Annotated in this window: 15 protein-coding genes; 4 read left to right on the top strand and 11 right to left on the bottom strand. The window is 47.2% G+C overall.

Annotated elements, in window-relative coordinates:
- Positions 1-20 precede the first annotated feature (20 nt).
- The 4 genes from ACYVGO_RS06160 to ACYVGO_RS06145 all read left to right on the top strand — a co-directional run bounded on the left by ACYVGO_RS06160 (position 21) and on the right by ACYVGO_RS06145 (position 3,941).
- The gene (locus ACYVGO_RS06160) at positions 21-602 is read left to right on the top strand and encodes a Uma2 family endonuclease (protein ID WP_460968352.1); all 582 of its coding nucleotides are present in this window, start codon (positions 21-23) and stop codon (positions 600-602) included.
- Positions 602-1,693 (top strand): hypothetical protein, encoded by a 1,092-nt coding sequence (locus tag ACYVGO_RS06155; RefSeq protein WP_460968350.1) that lies wholly within the window; start codon positions 602-604, stop codon positions 1,691-1,693. Before ACYVGO_RS06160 ends, ACYVGO_RS06155 begins: the two co-directional genes overlap by 1 nt.
- 40 nt (positions 1,694-1,733) lie before the next feature.
- On the top strand, positions 1,734-2,858 hold the full coding sequence (locus ACYVGO_RS06150; RefSeq protein WP_460968348.1) for a glycosyltransferase: 1,125 nt from the start codon (positions 1,734-1,736) through the stop codon (positions 2,856-2,858).
- Between the two features lie 144 nt (positions 2,859-3,002).
- On the top strand, positions 3,003-3,941 hold the full coding sequence (locus tag ACYVGO_RS06145) for a 3-oxoacyl-ACP synthase III family protein (RefSeq protein WP_142776093.1): 939 nt from the start codon (positions 3,003-3,005) through the stop codon (positions 3,939-3,941).
- 100 nt (positions 3,942-4,041) lie between these two features.
- Here ACYVGO_RS06145 and ACYVGO_RS06140 read toward each other — a convergent pair whose 3' ends face one another.
- The 11 genes from ACYVGO_RS06140 to ACYVGO_RS06090 all read right to left on the bottom strand — a co-directional run bounded on the left by ACYVGO_RS06140 (position 4,042) and on the right by ACYVGO_RS06090 (position 19,605).
- Positions 4,042-6,015, bottom strand: a complete 1,974-nt coding sequence (locus tag ACYVGO_RS06140; RefSeq protein ID WP_460968346.1) for a M1 family metallopeptidase — start codon at positions 6,013-6,015, stop codon at positions 4,042-4,044.
- 71 nt (positions 6,016-6,086) lie between these two features.
- Positions 6,087-6,695 (bottom strand): cytochrome c oxidase subunit 3, encoded by a 609-nt coding sequence (locus ACYVGO_RS06135; RefSeq protein ID WP_142776095.1) that lies wholly within the window; start codon positions 6,693-6,695, stop codon positions 6,087-6,089.
- Between the two features lie 105 nt (positions 6,696-6,800).
- Positions 6,801-7,607: a 4-(cytidine 5'-diphospho)-2-C-methyl-D-erythritol kinase gene (gene ispE / locus ACYVGO_RS06130; RefSeq protein ID WP_460968343.1), complete on the bottom strand. Its 807-nt coding sequence runs from the start codon at positions 7,605-7,607 to the stop codon at positions 6,801-6,803.
- A gap of 132 nt (positions 7,608-7,739) precedes the next feature.
- Entirely contained in the window at positions 7,740-10,181 is a 2,442-nt protein-coding gene (locus ACYVGO_RS06125; protein WP_460968341.1) for an OmpA family protein, read from the bottom strand.
- An 82-nt stretch (positions 10,182-10,263) separates the two neighbouring features.
- The gene (locus tag ACYVGO_RS06120; protein WP_460968339.1) at positions 10,264-12,411 is read right to left on the bottom strand and encodes a T9SS type B sorting domain-containing protein; all 2,148 of its coding nucleotides are present in this window, start codon (positions 12,409-12,411) and stop codon (positions 10,264-10,266) included.
- A gap of 256 nt (positions 12,412-12,667) precedes the next feature.
- On the bottom strand, positions 12,668-14,080 hold the full coding sequence (locus ACYVGO_RS06115; RefSeq protein WP_460968337.1) for an ATP-binding cassette domain-containing protein: 1,413 nt from the start codon (positions 14,078-14,080) through the stop codon (positions 12,668-12,670).
- Positions 14,081-14,153: 73 nt separating this feature from the next.
- Entirely contained in the window at positions 14,154-14,738 is a 585-nt protein-coding gene (locus ACYVGO_RS06110) for a hypothetical protein (protein ID WP_142776103.1), read from the bottom strand.
- Positions 14,739-14,960: 222 nt separating this feature from the next.
- Positions 14,961-16,679: a GMC oxidoreductase gene (locus ACYVGO_RS06105; RefSeq protein ID WP_142776104.1), complete on the bottom strand. Its 1,719-nt coding sequence runs from the start codon at positions 16,677-16,679 to the stop codon at positions 14,961-14,963.
- Between the two features lie 93 nt (positions 16,680-16,772).
- Positions 16,773-17,411, bottom strand: coding sequence for a gluconate 2-dehydrogenase subunit 3 family protein (locus tag ACYVGO_RS06100; RefSeq protein ID WP_246859347.1), 639 nt, complete (start codon positions 17,409-17,411; stop codon positions 16,773-16,775).
- Positions 17,412-17,641: 230 nt separating this feature from the next.
- A complete protein-coding gene (locus ACYVGO_RS06095) occupies positions 17,642-18,838 on the bottom strand; it encodes a M20 metallopeptidase family protein (protein ID WP_142776105.1) in 1,197 nt (398 codons plus the stop codon).
- Between the two features lie 71 nt (positions 18,839-18,909).
- Positions 18,910-19,605, bottom strand: a complete 696-nt coding sequence (locus ACYVGO_RS06090; RefSeq protein ID WP_142776106.1) for an RDD family protein — start codon at positions 19,603-19,605, stop codon at positions 18,910-18,912.
- Positions 19,606-19,704 lie beyond the last annotated feature (99 nt).

The following is a 19,704-nucleotide window of genomic DNA, read 5'->3' as shown; positions in this document are numbered from 1 at the left end:
AGGGATAATTTTTTAAGGTAATGATAGCAGAACAACGACAATTCATTACGCAGGAAGCGTATCTGTCCATGGAGCGTGTTGCCCTTGAAAAAAGTGAATATTATCAGGGAGAAATTTTACCAATGGCAGGCGGATCTAAACAACACAATCGTATCAAAGAAAATGTATCGGGTGAAATTTATATTGCATTACGGGGAAGTGACTGTCAATCGTTCTCTTCGGACATGCGCGTTCATTTACCCGAAACGACCCTGTTTGCCTATCCTGATATTGTGATCGTGTGTGGAGAACCACAATTAATAGACGATGAATTCGATAACCTGCTTAATCCGGTCGTGCTCATTGAAGTTTTATCGGATGGGACAGAAGACTATGACCGAGGTCGAAAATTTCAACGATATCGAAAAATTCCTTCGTTTCAAGAGTATATCTTAATTAACTCACAGGCAGTTGAGATCGAGGTCTGGCGAAAAAATGAACTAGGTTTATGGACGCTCACTGAGCAGGTTTCCGAATCTACCGGAAGTTTTACGATCGGTACGATTAGCCTCACGATTTCGTTACTGAAGGTATATGACCGAACTATAGGTCTGTTGGCTTAATGCATTTTTCTCTCCGATTATTTTCGCTATTAATCGGCTTGCTGTTTCTATCGTTTCAGCAACCAGGCTCCTCCATTCGGCTGCGCTCTGAATCGTTGCCCTTTACTCCTAAAGAGTTTTACATTGCTACGATTACGGATCAACGTACAGAAGGAGGTCCCATTGCCCGCTTAGCTTTGGTCCCTAACCAACCTGTTTACCCCGTTGACTTAGAGCGAGGGGTAGCTGCTAGTTTCCAGCAATTTATTAACCAGGGGCTGAAACAAAATAAGAAGTTGCGCCCTATTGCTATGCGAATCCGCCAGTGCCGAGTGAGCGAGACGGCAAAAGGTACTCGTGTAACCGGTCAATTCACCTTTGCAGTTACATTTGAACTATTGGGCAAAGATGACGCAGGAACTGAAACCAGCACCCAGCTAACTGATTATAGAGGGAGTGCAAATTATACACGACCTATTGATCAGACATCGGTGATTGAACAAACTATTCGTCAAGCACTTGTTTCTTCCTTAAAGACCCTAAATGAGTACATGAATCGGGAAAGCGGGCGCAATGAGAAGTTAGCCCGCAGCCTCAAAATTAACTTTATCGATGATACGCGAATTACGGATGATGATACGGTACACTACAATCCTACCCGAAAATTAACCTGGGCCGATTTCCAGGCTGCACCGCGTAAAGGGAGCCATTATGCTGCCGAAGTCTTTACCAGTTTCTCCTACGAGGGTAAAAGCACGGTTAAGGATGGCGTTATTATTCTTAACCTGAATGCAAAAGCGTATATGCTGAAAACTTCATCCTGGGGGCGATCCGATGCCAGAACAGCTTATGCATTAAATCACGAGCAGCGCCATTTTGACATTACAAAAATTATTGTCGAGCGATTTAAACGCAGGCTTCATCCAGATAGTCTGACCCTGGAAGATTACAACAGCATTGCTCAATACCAATTCATTGAGTCCTACCGTGAACTGAACCGCATGCAGACTCAGTACGACGATGAAACGAATCACAGTATCAATCAGGCAGCTCAGGAGCGCTGGAATCAAAAGATTGACGAAGAACTGCGTACTTTTGGCATAATAAAATGATTAGGAGTCAGAATTGCCCCAGCAGTTATGGCCGTGTTTTATGAGAAAAGTTCGTGTTCTGCATGTTAGTACTGCTCACCAACCGCAAGACCCGCGAATAGTCTTCAAACAATGCCAGACCCTTTCTGAACAATACGAGGTATTTTGTGCCCTACCCAATGCTGATCCTACTATTGCTCCCGCAATTCATTTTATCCGGTTACCCTACTTCCGACGTGTTATCTGGCGAATTCTGTTGACCTGCCCGTTTATTCTACTTCGATGCCTATGGTTACGCCCGAAACTTGTGCATGTGTATGTACCCGAATTTCTGCCATTTGCCTATGTATTTCAACTGCTGGGAGCGAAAGTCATTTATGAAGTACAGGAAAATCTACACAAAAAAATGCATCTTAAAACCATCAATAATGGTTTTTTGCTGACAACTGTATTCGCTTGGTTTGACCATCTCGCTCGAAAACAATTCTACCTGATTTTTACTGAACATGGCTATCTGAATACCTATACAACGCTGGCCAAGCCTCACGAAGTGATCTACAATTATCCATTACTTCCCTTTCTTGAACCATTTCAACAGCCCTATAGCCCTAACCTTGCGCAGCCATCGTTTTTCTATATTGGCTGGCTCAGTTTCGAGCGGGCGTTCGATACGCTTGTCGAAGCGCTGGCTCAACTCAAGACAACTTATCCAAATTTCAATCTGCATTTGTTCGGTCAACGTAGGTTTACTGAACGTGATCTGGCTACGCTTCCTTTTTTTAGTGATGTTCAGGATAATATACACTTCTATGGCTATACCGATCAACGGATCGCTTTCAAACAGGCCGTTGGTGCAACAGTGGGGCTAGCATTACTTAAACCCGTAGGTGACTATCCTGAATCGTACCCTACCAAGTTATTTGAATATATGGCCCTGGGTTTACCTGTTATTACCTCAGATTTTACTTTGTATCAGGATATAGTCGAACGTCATCAATGCGGATTCTGTGTTTCGCCTTATAAGCCAGCTCAACTTGCAGAAGCACTCATCTACCTAGCGGATCATCCAGATGCAGCGCGACTCATGGGTCAGCGGGGTTTTAGGGCTGTAGAGCAATTTTACAACTGGACTAGTGAGGCTCGTAAGCTGCTTATTTTTTATGAACGCATACTTTCTGGTGTTTAACAAGCCTGGTATTAGGACAAAAACAAGACATATTGAATAGTTTGTGGTATTGTTCCAATGTTCAATACTACGTTTTCCCGGAAGGATTTAACTTTAGACATTAATTAAGGGTTATCTGAGTGATAGCCCAACTTATTTGGCCTGATGTACATTCACGCAGTAAGCCATTACCTACCAACCCAGGTAGTTGGCAACGAACATTTTACCCAGCTCAATGGCCTGTCCAGCGACTGGATTATCGAACGCACTGGAATTGTGGAGCGACGAAAAGCTGCTCCCGGCGAGAATACGAATACCATGACCATTGAGGTTGTTAAGCAACTTCAGGATAAAGCCGATCTCTCCAAAGTTGATTTGATTGTAGGCGGAACCTATACGCCTTACGATACAATTGTTTCCATTGCTCATGAAGCCCAGCATTATCTCGGTATAGCCGATATTCCAGCGGTTTCAATTTCATCTGCCTGCTCGTCACTTCTTAATGCAATTGAGGTCGTTGAAGGTTACTTTGCCTTAAACAAAGCTAGTTATGCGCTCGTCATCGTATCGGAGCATAATACGCTTTACTATAATGAACAGGATACTATTTCCGGGCATTTATGGGGAGATGGTGCAGCAGCCCTACTGATTACGAAGGAACGGCAGAGCGAAGGGGATTTTTCCATTAAAGGCCTCTTGACAGGTGGAGCTGCACATACACCCAAAGCGACTACGGGTGTGATGATGAAACCTGCCGATGGTGGTGTTACTATGCCCCACGGACGCGATGTCTTTATCAACGCCTGTCAATACATGCCTAAGGCTAGCCTACAAGTGCTTGAACGATGCGGACTGACCCTGGCCGATGTAGATTACATTTTGCCCCACCAGGCTAATCTACGGATATCCAGGAACGTAATGAACACCCTTGGCTTACCAGAAGAGAAACTGATTTCTAATATTCAACGCTACGGAAATACGGGCTGTGCCGGTTGTGCCATCGCACTGTCTGAAAAGTGGGATACATTTCAAAAGGGCCAACGGATCGTCATCACCGTGTTCGGGGGCGGTTATTCGTATGGAGCTATGTTGGTAGAAGTATAAATGGAGGAAGGGGAGGAGAGGGAGTAAAGGGAAAAGGAGCTTTTCACGCCAACCTTTTTTCCTTTACTCCTTCTCTTCCCCTTCCTCCATTTATACTCTCCTACTGCGCTTCTGCCCGCCAAACGTTGTTCTTTTCATTGACATCCGGCAGTTTTTCGTCGGGGTCAATAACAACCGTTTTCAGGGGTGAGGTCGAATTGTATTTAAACGTCCAGGAACCACCCCGCTGCCAGACTTCTACAGGCAGATTCACGCGACCTTTCTTACCGTTGGATTCTGTCACTTCAATAGTAACGGGCATGGCCATTTTTTCGAGGTTTTCAATCGAGATCAGTGATCCTTTATCAGCCGCACCGTCAACGTATTTCACTTCTTTAACGCTTTGGTCTAGTTTCCAGGTCTCGTAGAAGAATCCTCGCCAGAACCAGCCTAAATCTTCACCAGCGCCATCTTCAATGCTGCGGAAGAAATCATAGGGAGTCGGGTGTTTGAACGCCCAGCGATTCACGTAATTTCGGAAGGCAAAGTCGAAGCGATCAGGACCGAGAATTACATCACGTAGAAGTTTCAGCCCCATACCTGGCTTGTAATAGGCCAGAATACCCAAAGCCCTTGCCTGCTGAACATCAGGGATGGTCATGATTGGCTCGGCAGGGTAGAATAAGGCGGGTGCCAGATCGTGCATCGTGCCGCGCTCGCGGTTGTATTCGCCCTTATTGAAATTAGCCGTCGAAAGAGTATTGATAAAGGTATTAAAACCTTCGTCCATCCAGGGAAACTTACGCTCGTTGTTTCCCACAATCATCGGGAACCAGTTATGGCCAAACTCGTGGTCTGTTACTCCCCAAAGTGCATCTTTCTTGTCTTTATGATCACAGAAAATAATTCCGGGATACTCCATACCACCCACTATACCCGCCACATTCGTCGCTACAGGGTAGCTGAATTCGTACAGATACTTGGAATAGAACTCAACGCATCCTTTCACATATTCCGTTGAGCGATTCCAGGAATCATTGGTTGCACTTTCGGCTGGGTAAACTGATTGGGCGAGGGCCGCTTTACCACTTGGCAGATTCATTTTGGCAGCATCCCATACAAAGGCGCGTGACGAAGCCCAGGCTACGTCGCGCGTATTCAGGCAACGGAATTTCCAGGTCAGCGTACCAGACTTTTTCGGGCGGCTATTCGCATTCGTCACCTCATCTTTTCCCCGAATAATCACGGTTTGATCACTTTTACGGGCCTGATCCAGTCGTTTAATCTGTTCGGCAGTCAGCACGTCGTTTGGATTCAGTAATTCACCGGAGCCTACCACAATATGATCCCAGGGAGCCGTAACGGTGTATTCATAATCGCCGTAGTCGAGGTAGAACTCACCTGCACCCAGATAAGGAAGCACGTTCCAGCCTTCGATGTCATCATATACACACATACGTGGGTACCATTGGGCAATCTCATAGATTATTCCATCCTTACGCTGAAGCTGACCCATCCGGTCGGAGCCGTATTCTGGAATTTTGAAGCTATAGGCCACTTTGACCTTTACAACGTCACCCTTTGGTTTTACGGGTTCGGTCAGGCGCACCTGCATACGGGTATCCGTAATTTCGTAAGGAGTTGCCACAAACTTGCCCTTGCCCTCATCGACGGTTACGCTTGAGATAGTCAGTCCACCCGCAAAGCCCAGATTCCCAAATCGGCCACCCGAAACAGGTGTCGTTTTAGCCGCCCGTGAGGTATCGCTAAAGGCATTCTGATCCAATTGAAGCCACAAGTAGGCTAGGGACTCGGGGGAGTTATTTTTGTAGGTAATCGTCACTTCGCCCGTAATGGTATTTTTCTGATCATCGAGCGTAACGTTGATCTGATAATCTGACCGATTCTGCCAGTAATTAGGCCCAGGTGCACCACTACCGGTACGATAGTCATTCCCAGGCTGCATGTTAAATAACGGGTGGAATAGCGCAAGAGGGTCATATTTTGAACCCGGCGCGGGTGTTGATGAAGACGTTTGAGCGAAGGATGGTAAGCTTAACAACCACAATCCAGCCCAGAGAATGATTCTTTTCATGAAGTTCTGGTACGTAACAACTGTATTATTTACTACAAATAACGCGATAAAGCCCTAAAATCAGCTAGTTGCTATAAAGACAGGTGCCAATTGATGCCATGATGAACAAGCAGAAAAAGAAACAAGCCGATCCAAAGGATGTCGACAAAATGCCAATAAAGCGTAATTAGTTTGATTTTAAGCCGGTTTGGTGGATTTACACTATATACAAATGAGTCGATATAGGGTCGGCGGAGTAGGGCTTCTCCCAAAATAATCCCAAGGAAAATCAGACCAACCAGAATGTGAAGCAAATGAATTCCGGATATAATGTAGATGAATCCGCCAGCGGGGTTGCTCTTTAGTCCAATACCAGCCAGAACCATTTGCCGCCAACCCCAGCCTTGTAATAGCATAAAGAGAATCCCCAATCCAAGTGTAGTGGCTAAATTAGTTCGGTAGCTTGCGAAGCGTTCGTGCCGGAATGCCAATGTGGCGTTGTTGAGTGTAAAACTGCTCAACATGATCACGACGGTACTGATTAAAAAGACAGTAGGCAGCTTTATTGTGGCCCACCCTGATCCAGTCCGACGAACTACATAGGCCACCAACAACATCGTGAAAATCATTACACTACTGGCAATACCCATCCAGACCATAAAACGGAACGGCTCTCGCCGTTTGGTCACGAAATTGCTCATAGAGTGCTTAATAGTTGGTAATGCGCTGTTGGTAGTTCCACAAGGCAGCCCGTTTCAGGCTTAGTAGTCCGACATACACTACGAACCACAAACTACAAACTTTTTTTATAATTCTCCTTTCCAAACGCGATAGGCCGAAAATTGGTTTGGGGTAACAATAGGGGTATTGAAAATTCCGTACACCGTTGATCCCGAACCGCTCATGCTAGCGTATACAGCTCCAGCCTCATAAAGCTGCTGCTTAATCTGAGCCAAAACCGGATATCGGGGAAACAGGCTATCTTCAAAATCATTATGCACCGTATCGCGCCAGCTATCAATCGGCATTTGTAATTGCTCGAACAACGAGATTTCAGGTTGGCGAGGTCGAACACCAGCGTAGGCCTCGGCGGTGGAAATAGCCAGATTTGGGTAAACGAGCACGATATGGTAGCCCGTCAGGTCAAGCGGAATCTCCGAAAATACATCGCCTTTTTCTACACAGTACAACGGCCGATTCTGGATAAAAAAAGCGCAGTCACTGCCAAGCTGACGGGCATAATCTTCCAATTGGGAAACACTCAGCCCCAACTCAAATTGTTCATTGAGTGCTCTCAATACAAAAGCTGCATCAGCGGAACCTCCACCTAGTCCAGCCCCAATCGGTACAAGTTTATGGAGGTGCATTTGAACAGGTGGAAGATCAACGTCGGCTTTCAATAGTGAATAAGCCCGAACACAAAGATTGCCCTGGAGATCGCCGGGAATGAGTAAACCGCTACTACTAAAGCTAAATTTATCAGCCGGAATTATTTCCAGCACATCACCCCAGCTAACGGGATAAAAGCACGATTGCAGGTTATGAAAGCCGTCAGACCGCTTTTCAGTGATCCGTAAGCCGAGGTTGATTTTGCAGGAAGGGAATGTAAGCAATGATAAATGATGAATGATGAATGACTAATAATTACACCTGGGCCGACACTAGGTCACGCAAGATAAACGCTGCGAAATAAAATATCATTCATCATTCATCATTCATCATTCATCATTCATCATTCATCATTCCTACTTTATCGCCACAACTTTAAATTCCGTTCGGCGGTTACGCTGGTGCTCCGCTTCGGTACAAATCACGCCATCAGTACAGTTGTTCACTAATTGCGATTCGCCCATGCCCAGGGTGGCCATACGCCGACGGCTGATTCCTTTCGATACTAAGTAGTTAGCCACTGCTTTGGCACGTTGCAAGGACAGCACTTTGTTGCGTTCAGCGTCACCCCGGCTATCGGTATGGGAGCGAATTTCGATAATCAGCGTTGGGTACTTGCGCATGGTTGCTACGACTTTATCTAACTCGCGCGAAGCATCGGGCCGAAGGCTGGACTGGTCAAGGTCGTAGTAAATATTGTCGATCGTTACTACATCCCCCACACTGAGCATCTTCAAATCAGCGGACAGCTCTTTAGGTTTGGCCTTTTTAGGTAACCGCTTTATTTTATTGGTGTTCGTGCCAAATGCAGGCTTCGAGGCTACTAATGTATAATCGCAGCCCTCATTGATATCGAATGTATAGCGCCCATCGGGTCCGGTTACGTACTCAAGCTGGGTGCGGTCGCATTCATTACGGAGTTTGACCGTTACTCCCTCAATTGGGCGATGATCCCGTTCACTCACCACCACTCCACGAACCCGCGAACGGGTTAGCGCAACGGTGGTATTTACCGCCGGAATCGTATCCATAATAACCGTTGGCTTTATCAGGCCAATCTCAAGTCGACTGGGTTGATCGTCTGTTATAGCGCGGTTTGTAAAGCCTACCGTACTGTTAATGTAGCCGTCGCGACTGGCCTGGAAAATAAAGTCATTCGTTCCTTCCAGGCAAATTCTGACGTACCCGTTCTGGTCACTGGTCAGGGTTTTATCTGGACGACCCTCTCCCCGTGATTTAACCAAAACGTTAACACTATCCAGAGGCTGTTCGGTATTTGTATCGTACAGTCGGATGACCAGATCGCGACAACCATATAGTGAGCTTTCCCGCACAAATCGGTAAATATCATCATTGCCATCCCGCCGGTTACTACTAAAATAACCTCCCTGACGGTTCGCATCTGTAATCAACCCAAAGTCATCCTGCGGGGAGTTAATTGGCGCGTCGAGATGCTCCACCGATTGAACGGTGATGCCCTGGCTTAAGGTTGCAAAAAACACATCTAATCCACCCAGACCCTTATGGCCATCCGTCGAGAAATACAGGTTACCGCCTTCATCGACAAAGGGAAATAATTCGTTGCCTTTTGTGTTAATCGTACTCCCCAGATTGACCGGGCGGCTCCATCGCCCATCCTGAAAACGGGTAACGTATAGATCAGTACCCCCAAAGCCACCGGGCATATCCGATGCGAAGTAGAGTAATGCATCATCGTGGCTCAGCGCAGGATGACCAACCGAATATTCATCACTATTGAAAGGTAGCTCAACAATATCTGTCCAGGCACCGTTTTGCTGGATCGCCGTGTAGAGTTTAAGCTTATTTACCCCTTCTGTACTCTTATTTGCCCGACCATTGTTGTAATTATTACGGGTAAAAATAATTTGTGAACCATCCTGTGAGAATGTAGCTGGACCTTCGTGATATTTCGTATTAAGTGTACGACTAAATCGTTTCGACGCATTTTGGGGACTCACTTCGTAGCCTAATCCCGATGAGATGTTAATTCCTTCACTAAAATTTGGAACCCTTGGCGAGTCATTAGCCGTTTGGCGTCCATAGTTGCTATTATCAGTCTGTCGATCGGTTTTAGCCCGTTCATTAGAAGCTTTACTGGTGCTACCATCCGCATTAATGATACTAGCTGCTTTCAGGTTATTTCGGTTGGGTATGTACAGCAGATCCAGATAACCTGATCCTCCCCCACTGCCGGTTGTTTCAATAGCCGAGCCACCTTTTTTCCCGGCCACATACACGAGCCCGTCCTGGTAAAAGGCTGGACTAAACTCTTCTCCAGATGTATTAAACGCCAGATATTCTAACCGATATTTTACCGCTTCTTTTCGGCTACCCGCCTTATTCGTTCCCGGTGGCGAAGTGATGGATTGTCGGGTAGGCTCTTTATCCTTTAGTTGTGTATAGCGTTCAAATTGCTTCTGACCTTCCTGAAATTTACCATTACCCACTAGTGTCTGCGCAAACTGTAGTACCTGTTGTGGATCTTCATTAGCACCATTAGCCAGTGCTTCCCGATAATAACGCTCCGCTTTTTGCCCATCACCAACCTGTTTGTAGGCATACGCTATACGGCTTTGAGCTGTTGATTTTTGTGTAGGCGTGAGCTGATCCGCCTGCTCGGTTAAGATTTGCGAGTAAGCTTCTATTGCTCGTCCATACGCTTTATAGTTGAGCAAACGGTCAGCCTGCTGCAACAGAGAATCGGTCTGTGCCCAAGCCGTTATCGAGCCCAGCCACAGAAATCCTCCCAAAATCCACGTTATCCAATTCTTACTCATTGGTGTCCTACTTAGACCCTACGATCAATCGTTTTACTCCCATTCGGCAAACGAATTTGACCTAAAATCATTGCTAAAAAACTTATCGGGCCAGTGTCAGGAATCGGACAAATTCTCGTCCATCACTCAGTCGAACCTGGTAATAATAGGTGCCATCGGGAAGGCCTTGTTTTGTATCAGCTACTTTGACACCTTGATTTGACGAACCATCCCAATCATTCACATAATTTGTGTTTTGATAAACCAAATTTCCCCATCGATTATAAATGTCCAGTTGAATAGTTACCCCAACAGGCACTCGCTGGATAACGAATCGATCATTAATCCCATCGCCGTTGGGCGAAAAACCCTCGGGAATAAATACCGTTTCACTTTCTTCCGATTGTAACGAGTGAAGTACAATAGTTGTTGGTTCATCATTGTCGGCTGGATTGCCATTCTGATCAGGGTCGGCATCAATACCATTTGTCGAACGGTCACGGCAAAGTCCCCCATTGGCGTCGATAGCCTGAGCCGAGGCTATATTCGTGAAGGTTAGCGTGCTGGCCTGACTCACATTTACCTGTACAGTCAACCAGATGCGTCCATGTCCGTTGGCAGGCAGGCTCCCACCAGTTATTAATGTTGTGTCGACACCACGGCCTGTATAGGCTGGATTAATCGCTAAATTACTATCGGCCCGTACACGTACGGAATGGATTTGCACACCTACACCAGAGAACGCTACGTCTAAGTTATCGGCTACCTGAACATGTTTCAGGGCGTTTTTACCCATATTTGCCACAATAAGTTGGTAAGTGAATTCAACCAAACGTTCTTTCCCGTCAACTACCCAGATTGGTTCACTCGCTTTCTTGCTCAAACCTACCAATTCTCGGGATGGCGCACTCACGGTCTGTTGAGCTGACATACCTACACAGGGACCGCTACCATCGGGGTCAGCTACTGAAAGCATAAAAGTAGTTGTACCCCGTTGCCGGTCGTTTTCTGAGAACAAATAGCGAGCATTTACGCCTGTGTCTGTAAACAGCCCTCCACCATCGCTTTGCCAGGTGGGCTGAGTTGCAGAACCACCCAATTGCCCTTTTAGTTGCACAATACCCTTGGTCCAGTCGAGCGAATCCAGCCGGATAGCCACTGTAGCTGGGTTACTCAAACAAGGTGCAATGCCATTTTTACAAGGTGTGCTTGTTACAGTTATGGGTACAGGTTCCGTATAACAACCTTCTGCGTTACGACCGAAAATATAATAAGTTCCGGCTGTCACCGCCCCTGGCGATTGAACAGCAGGTGCTGAACTAGATGGTGCTGTTCGGAATTCATAGCGTACGACTGAACCAATTTGTCCTGTAATGGCTTTCGACAAATCTGCCGTCTGGAAGGGGCAAACATTGGTAAGTGTCGTTAGCAAATTCAACTTCTGATCCACTAAACGCACTACTACCGATACGGCTTTAGCGCTGTCGCTATGGCATGAACCAACCTGGCATACAGCGCTGTAGTGTATTGTTTTATTAGGGTTTACCGTTCGTACGAGCCCCTCGCTTCCATCCATCCAGCGAACGATACCCACACAGCCAGATGCCCGTAACTGCACAGACTGTCCAGCACAGATTTCAGGTTTGTCGGCCGAAATCGTCGGTGCACTGGGGAGGGCTACCTGTACTGAAACAGGAATAGATGGATTACTAATACAGTTGTTCTGTTCACAGGTGGCCCGGAAGGTAGTTGTTGTCTGTAATTTGCCTGTCCATACAGATCCTGTATCCTGCCTACTTCCATCCTGACTGATCCAGTGGATAGTTCCTTTGCAGGTCGATGCGGTTAATGTGGCAACATCGTTAGGACAGATGAGCTTTGAGGAGGCTGTTACCGTGGGAGCGTTGGGCGTATTAACCGTGACCTTCCAGACGTCGGCAAAGCAACTAATACAACCGGGTTTAGCGCGACAAATAGCCGTGTATTTTGTGGTCTGCTGAGGTTTTAGAGTAATGCTATTGCCAATATCCCCATTTGACCAAATAACGGTGCCTACGCAGCCTGTTGCGGTAAGTGTAACCAATTCATTACGGCAAATAGCTTTGGCCGAGCCCGTAATGACAGGCGGATCGGGATGCTGACATGTATCGGCCAATGGGTAGGACATGGCCATGACGTTTGGCAATGCCATTAGCCAAAACAGCGCCCATCCATAATTTCCAATAAATTTATTTAGTAGTTGTTTCGTCATCAATTCATGTCGCTTACCGGGTTATAAGACGAATTTCATGCCAAGCCTTTTGTTAGTAAATAATATCTACTAATTGGATCATTTAAGGGATTGTTCCTTTTATTTTGTCAACAAACGATCATTTCCCGCTGGTATAGAGAAAGGAAGGCGCATTCCTCATAAACCATGCCAAGGTTGGGCACTTTAATCGATTATTTCGGCCAATACGTGAGCGATCTATCTAATGGCTCTTTTTTTGCCAGCTACATGCTATTGTTTAAATTGAAAAGAGTTTATCGATGCGATCAGGAAGCTCACGCTGATTATGGGTGACGAAAAGAATGGTCTTATTCTGAAAGCTATCAATCAGGTGGCGAGCCAGGTGAACATGAAACGAATCGATTGCCTGGAATGGCTCATCCAGTAACAAGACAGGTGCATTTTTCAGAAAAGCCCGAACTAATAAAACCAATCGTTGCTCGCCCGCCGATAATGTACCAAATGAGCAATTGATCAGATGGGTTAATCCAAAATACGAAAGTAAATTCCATAAATCTTCTTCCGTCTCGGGCGAAATCCGGTTTGGGGGCGTAAGGGTATCCGTCAACCCTGTGAGCGCTACCTGCCGGGCAGATAACCCCTGCGGAAAGTATAAATGTAATTCGGGCGAGACAAATCCAATCCGGCGTTTTACATCCCAGATACTTTCTCCCGATTTGCCGCGTCGATACCCAAAAACACTTACATGATTGGCATATGCCTGCGGATGATCGCCGTAGAGCAAGCTCAACAAAACTGATTTACCGGCCCCGTTTGGACCAAATAAAGCCCAGCGCTCCCCCGCCCTAACGGCCCAATTAATGCCGTTCAGTATCACCGTATCACCATAACGAACAGTTACATCACGGAGCTGAAAAGCTTCCTCAAAATCAGCTACCTGAGCAATTGTTTTCAGTATAGGTAAAGTAATTTCAGGCCAGGTAGGAGCCCCAGGACGATAATTTTCTTTAGAACCTGCCCACCGAATCTGGCCGTTCTCCATTTCAGCTATGTGCGTTATAAAAGAAGGAATATCATCAGGTTCTGTTACTAGTACAAGTGTTAAACCATGTTTCGTAAGTTCGCCTAACCAACCCGTTAATTCGGTCCGAAAAGCGGCATCAAGACCTACAAAAGGGTTATCCAGCAATAAAACCGATGGATGCTTTAGGAGCGCTTTACCAATGCGCGCTTTCCGGGTCTGACCATTCGATAGTTTAATAAATGCCCGATCCAATAAGGGTGTAAGACCTAATCGCTCAATTAGCGCCAGTGACTCTGACGAGTCGGTTAATTGTAAAAAAGTACGAAGTGTTGGAATGGATTTATAAGCGGGATCGCTACCTTCCGGGCTGTCGCTCATAGTAGCCTGGTAGCGTTGCTGGTAGAAATAGCCGTTATAGGAAAACCGGCTGGATTCTTCTTTGAAGGAGACAAATTCTGTAGATACCCGCCGGGATAATACGGCAGGACCAGCGTGAAATTGACCGGCAAGCGCTTGCAAAAACGTAGTTTTCCCGCTGCCCGTTGGCCCAATTACCGCCCAGCACTCGTTTGAATTGAGTTGAAATGAAAGTTCCTGTACTAATGCGCGTCCATTTCTCTGGACGGTTAATTTATTCAGCGAAATCAACGAAGTCTGTTCTACCATAAAAAACTGGGGCCATACCCTTGCAAAGGTATGGCCCCAGCCTCATTATTTCCGTTACGATTAGTCACCTACCTTATTTTCCGGGAGGAATGGTAGCAGGTGTAGTGGTCGTTGCGGGAGTCGTTGTGGTTGTTTTGCTCTTGGTACGACGGCTATTATTACCCGTTGATCCGTTGTTCATCCGGTCTGTTGTATTCTGTAGATCGGGCGGTGTCGTCGTGGTAGTACCGCTATTCATGGTCGGTGTTCCCGTGCTATAGGTTGTACCTGTTGTAGTACCTACAGGCGGGTTAACAGTACCTACCGGAGGATTGTTGATACCCGTTTGTGGTTGGGTCTGGTAGGTGCCTGTGCTTGTATTCACGCCAGTACTCGTACTGGCAGGATTTGGATTTACACCAGTTGGTGTAGTTGTATTGGTGCTGGTTGCAGGCGGCTGAGTCTGAATCGTACCAGGATTTGTCTGGGGACTGGTAGTGTTTACGCCCGTATTCGTCTGCGGCTGAATTGTACCTGAGTTTGTCCGGGGGCTAGTCGAGTAGGTACCAGTCGTTGTGCCGGTCGAACCTGCATTGGTTGTTGTGTTCGTGGATTGTGCATTTGCACTTAGGGCCATGCCGGCTACCAGCATACATCCCATGATCATTATCTTTTTCATCGTTGAGTATTTTACTTGTTATTCTATCATATAACTCTACTAATAGTGGATTGTTTTCAGGTCGTCAATTTTTATCTAAAACTTTTTTTCAAATTTCACCTACGTTGTCATTGATTGTCAGAGGAACTTGTGGCATCAATGACAATCCTCCTAAACAAAAAGAAGCCGTAAGCCCACAGAGCTTACGGCTTCAATCAAAGAATAGTTACCTACAACAGTTCCTTACAACGAACCCTTCTTCATTTCTTTCACAGCGAAATCAGCCGCGCGAGCCGTAAGTGCCATGTACGTTAATGAAGGGTTTACACAAGATGCCGATGTCATACAGGCTCCGTCTGTATTGAAAACATTCTTCACAGCATGCAATTGGTTGTGCGCATTCAGAACAGACGTTTTAGGATCGCGACCCATACGAGCTGTCCCCATTTCGTGGATACCGATGCCTGGGTGTTTCGATTCGTCGTTATAGGGCGTTACATTCTTCAGACCGGCGGCCTGCAGCATTTCGGCAGCATCGTTCATCATGTCAATCCGCATTTTCCGTTCGTTTTCGCCATAAGCTGCATCGAATACGATGAGCGGAAGGCCCCACTTATCTTTTTGGTCAGGCGAGAGCGTCATCCGGTTGTTAGGATCGGCGATCATTTCACCGAAGCCACCCAGACTCATTGTCCACTGACCAGGCGTTGTCAGGCTTTCTTTAAAGTCGGCCCCAAAGCCGTCCATACCGTTTCCACGGCCCCAACCGCCCCGGCCAGCACCACCCTGATAGCCAAACCCACGAACATAATCCCGTTTGTCGCCACCCCAGTTCCGATAGCGCGGTACATACACGCCATTAGCCCGTCGGCCGTAGTAGTATTGGTCTTCCATTCCGTCAAATGTTCCGGAAGCGCCCACTGCCAAATGGTGATCCATAATGTTCCGACCGAGTTGATCGGACTCATTACCCATACCATTCGGGAAACGGTGCGACTTGGAATTCATCAGAATTGACGTACTGGCAAAAGCTGATGCATTCAGGAAGATAATCCGGGCGTAGTACTCCCGCACCTCTTTCGTATTCTGATCAATAACCCGAACACCGGTAGCCTTCCCTTTTTTCTCGTCGTATAGTACTTCCGAAACAATCGAATCGGGCCGTAGCGTCAGCTTGCCTGTTTTCATGGCCGCAGGCAGCGTTGCCGCCTGTGTACTAAAGTAGGCCCCATAAGGACAGCCGCGCATACATTGGTTACGGAATTGGCAAGCCGCCCGTCCCAGATCATAGTGAACCTGTTTGGGAGCCGTTAGGTGAGCCGTACGACCCATCGTAACCGTACGACCAGGAAATGCCTTTTCGATGCGCTTTTTGGCTTCTTTTTCCAGGCAGTTCATCTGCATCGCTGGCAGGAAGTTACCATCTGGTAGTACATCCAGACCGTCCTTACTGCCAGATACGCCTACAAACGCTTCAACACGATCGTACCAGGGAGCCAGGTCTTCATAACGAATTGGCCAGTCAACACCAATACCTTCTTTGCCATTTGCCATGAAGTCTTCTTTGTTCCAACGGTAACTCTGACGGCCCCACATCAGTGAGCGGCCACCTACGTGATAGCCCCGAATCCAGTCAACTTTACGTTTTTCGAGATAAGGGTTTTCTTTATCATTCTCAAAATGGTGCCGCCATTCCTCGTTGGCCGTGTAACCGGTACGCATATTGGCCCAATATTCTTCGGCCGCCAGGGTTGTTATACGCCCCCGATGCGGAAAATCCCAGGGATTATTTGTCGCGGTTACGTAGCCTTCTACGTGTTTGATATCCCGGCCGCGCTCCAGCATTAGCACTTTCAACCCTTTCTGTGTGAGCTCCTTCGCAGCCCATCCACCCGAAATTCCAGACCCAACGACAATTGCATCGTAGGTCATATCTTTTTTAGCGTCGATATTGAGATTCATATTTTTTTCAGGAGTGAGGAGTGAGGAGTAAGGAGTGAGAATGGCTGATGCCGGATGAATTCTCACTCCTCATTACTCGCTCCTAATACTAAATTAAATGGCCCAGGCCTTCTGGCCGGGTTTGAGTGTAACACAACCGTCATAACGACCAGGAACGGCCACGTATTCAAGCGCCTGTGTGCAACCGATTTCAGAAGTGAAATAACCGGTTAAAGTCAAGTCTTTCAGAATGGAGAAGAAGGGCGTATACTGTTTTTTGGCAACCGGCATTTGCAGGTCGGCCTGGGAGTTTTCCACCTTAGCCGCCGTTTTAGCACCGGCCATCTGGGCCCGCTGCGCCTTGTCATCCGCCTGGAGTTTCTTTACAATCTCAATACGCTGTGTTGGATCGAGTTGCACAAAGGCTTTTCCGTAGGCCTCCTGGCTCAGTTTGTTGGTTAAAGCAAGGCCTTCTAAAAAGCGTTGCTGATCATCGGGCTTATAGCAGTCTTTCAGAATAATATCAATCACTTCATTCACCTTAGCAGCTTTAGCACCGGGGGTCTTCGTGGTTGGTATAATCGTATCAGCCAGTTCAGCGACGGTCGCATCCTGATCGGCCGTAAAGAAAAGCGGCTTGCCCGTCAGGGCACGTCGGGCAGCCGAGGCTTCGAGCGTATCAGCTAACGCAGGCAACGTCATTGTCGCACCAGCGAACGCAGCTACCCGCATGAGGGCGTCTCTTCTGTTCATAGGTTTAAAGCAAATTAGACTTTCAAATAGAACGATATAAGGAAGTACAAATGTATAACAATCGGAGAATGGATTGTGTAATTTGGAGACTCAGTTTTGGCGTGCTGATTTTATTTAGAAAGTTACTAATCAACTATAAACAACAAGCGGTTTGAAACCGAACTGATGGTTTCAAACCGCCTGGTTATTAATACGCTACTAAGAAAAAGGCTTACTACGTTGATCACGGATTAAACCATCGCCAATTCCCGTACCGCCAGCCAACTCATCAGGCCTGCACCCGTTTCCAGCGCCGATTCGTCGATGTCAAACGTTGGGGTATGAACGCCCGATATAATTCCACGTTCTTCGTTGCGGGTACCAAGTCGGTAAAAGCAGGAATCGACTACCTGCGAATAGAACGCGAAATCTTCTCCAGCCATCCACAAATCAAGATCAACCACGTTTTCGGCACCCATATACTCAACTGCCTGCGCCCGAACGCGCCGGGTTAATTCTGGATGATTTTTCAGGTATGGATACCCGTGAACAATCGTAAACTCGCACGAGCCCCCCATCGCTTCGGCAATCCCTTCGGCAAGTTTAATCATGCGTTTTTTACCCTCTTCACGCCATTCTTCGTTCATACAGCGAAACGTACCCTGAATGGTCACTTCGTTTGGAATGACGTTGGTAACACCGTCGGCAATGAACCGGCCAAAGGATAATACCGATGGGCTAGCGGGGGGGCGATTACGGCTTATAATCTGCTGTAAGGCCACAATAATATGCGACGCAATCAGGACGGGGTCAACCAGATTATCGGGCATGGCAGCATGGCCACCTTTACCCCAAACAGTAAGATACAACTCATCGGTACTGGCCATGTACATACCTTCGCGGAAACCGATTTTACCTACTGGAATATTAGGAGCTACGTGCTGACCAATCATGCTGGCAGGTGTCGGATTTTCGAGCACACCTTCCTTAATCATGAGCGAAGCGCCACCCGGCGCTTTCTCTTCGCCCGGCTGGAACACCAGCTTTACCGTTCCATCGAACTGATCGCGCAACACGTGCAGAATACGGGCAACACCCAGCAAACTGGCCGTGTGCACATCGTGGCCACAGGCATGCATGACCCCGTCCACGGTCGATTTATAGGGAACATCGTTGGCTTCGTGGATTGGCAATGCGTCCATATCGGCACGCAGGGCAACCACTCGCGAACCAGCCGAATGACTATTTCGGCCTTCGATAATGGCGACTAATCCGGTATCGGCAACCCCTTCCTGCGGAGTTATGCCAATCGCTTTCAGTTGATCAGCCACAAAGCGGGCCGTATTTCGCTCCTGAAAGGAAAGTTCAGGGTGAGCATGCAGATGTCGGCGGGTCTTGATAAGGTCAGCCGCGTATTGATGAGCGAGCGATTTGATTGAGTCGAGCATAAGAGTCTGGGCCAAGCTCCGGCTTAGCCCGTTAAATGTATCCCAGGCCAAGCTCCCACTTGGCCCAGACATTACTGTGCTGTTATAAATTGATAGTCATTGATAACCGTAAGCAGAAACTCCCGGTTTCCGATATCGCTGCGAATACCGGTTACTTCCTTTACTTTATCGGCAGTACGCATCAGAACCTGTTCATCGTTCATGCGTACCACATTGCGAACTACACTAATATCACGATCAGAAAGTAGCCGAACATCGGGAAACTGAACGGCGTAATTCTCAACGAAGGGCCGCAGAATTACATCGTCCAGCGTGACGGCTGGTTTTAGTCGAACAACCGTTGTACCTGCTGCAATATCGCCTAATCGTTGCCCTTTCCCGTTAGCGGCTACGGTGATAATTGGCACAATACCACCCAGAAACGCAACGGACTCTATAATTCGGAGTAACCAGCGAATGAGATAGGCACCCAGGCCTGGCGGTGAGCCATCCAGCATAACCACGCGAATTTTCATCGCTATTTTACCGAGGCTTCGCCCGTTGAGCAGCCATTCGCTGACTAAGTCATAGACAACTACGGGAAAGAGGACCAAAAAGCTATAGAAACTGTTAACCCGAAAACCCATCGAACTCGGCAGGGCCAACGTCAGCATAATCCAGCCAAAAATGACAACGTAATCAATGATGGCTGCCAGAATCCGTTCGCCAATGCTGGCAGGTTCGTACTCTACTAGAACATTTTGGGAAGTGCGGATTGCAACAGACATACCAGAAAGTCGTTAGTCAAACGTCAAAAGTCGTCAGTAAGCTTGGCTCGGCAAAAAAAAATCCCAGAAAACTAATGGCCAACTTGGTTACATCAGTAA

This window comes from Spirosoma migulaei (assembly GCF_054776855.1).
The sequence above is the reverse complement of the archived record's forward strand: the minus strand, read 5'-3'. Positions and strand labels throughout refer to the sequence as shown.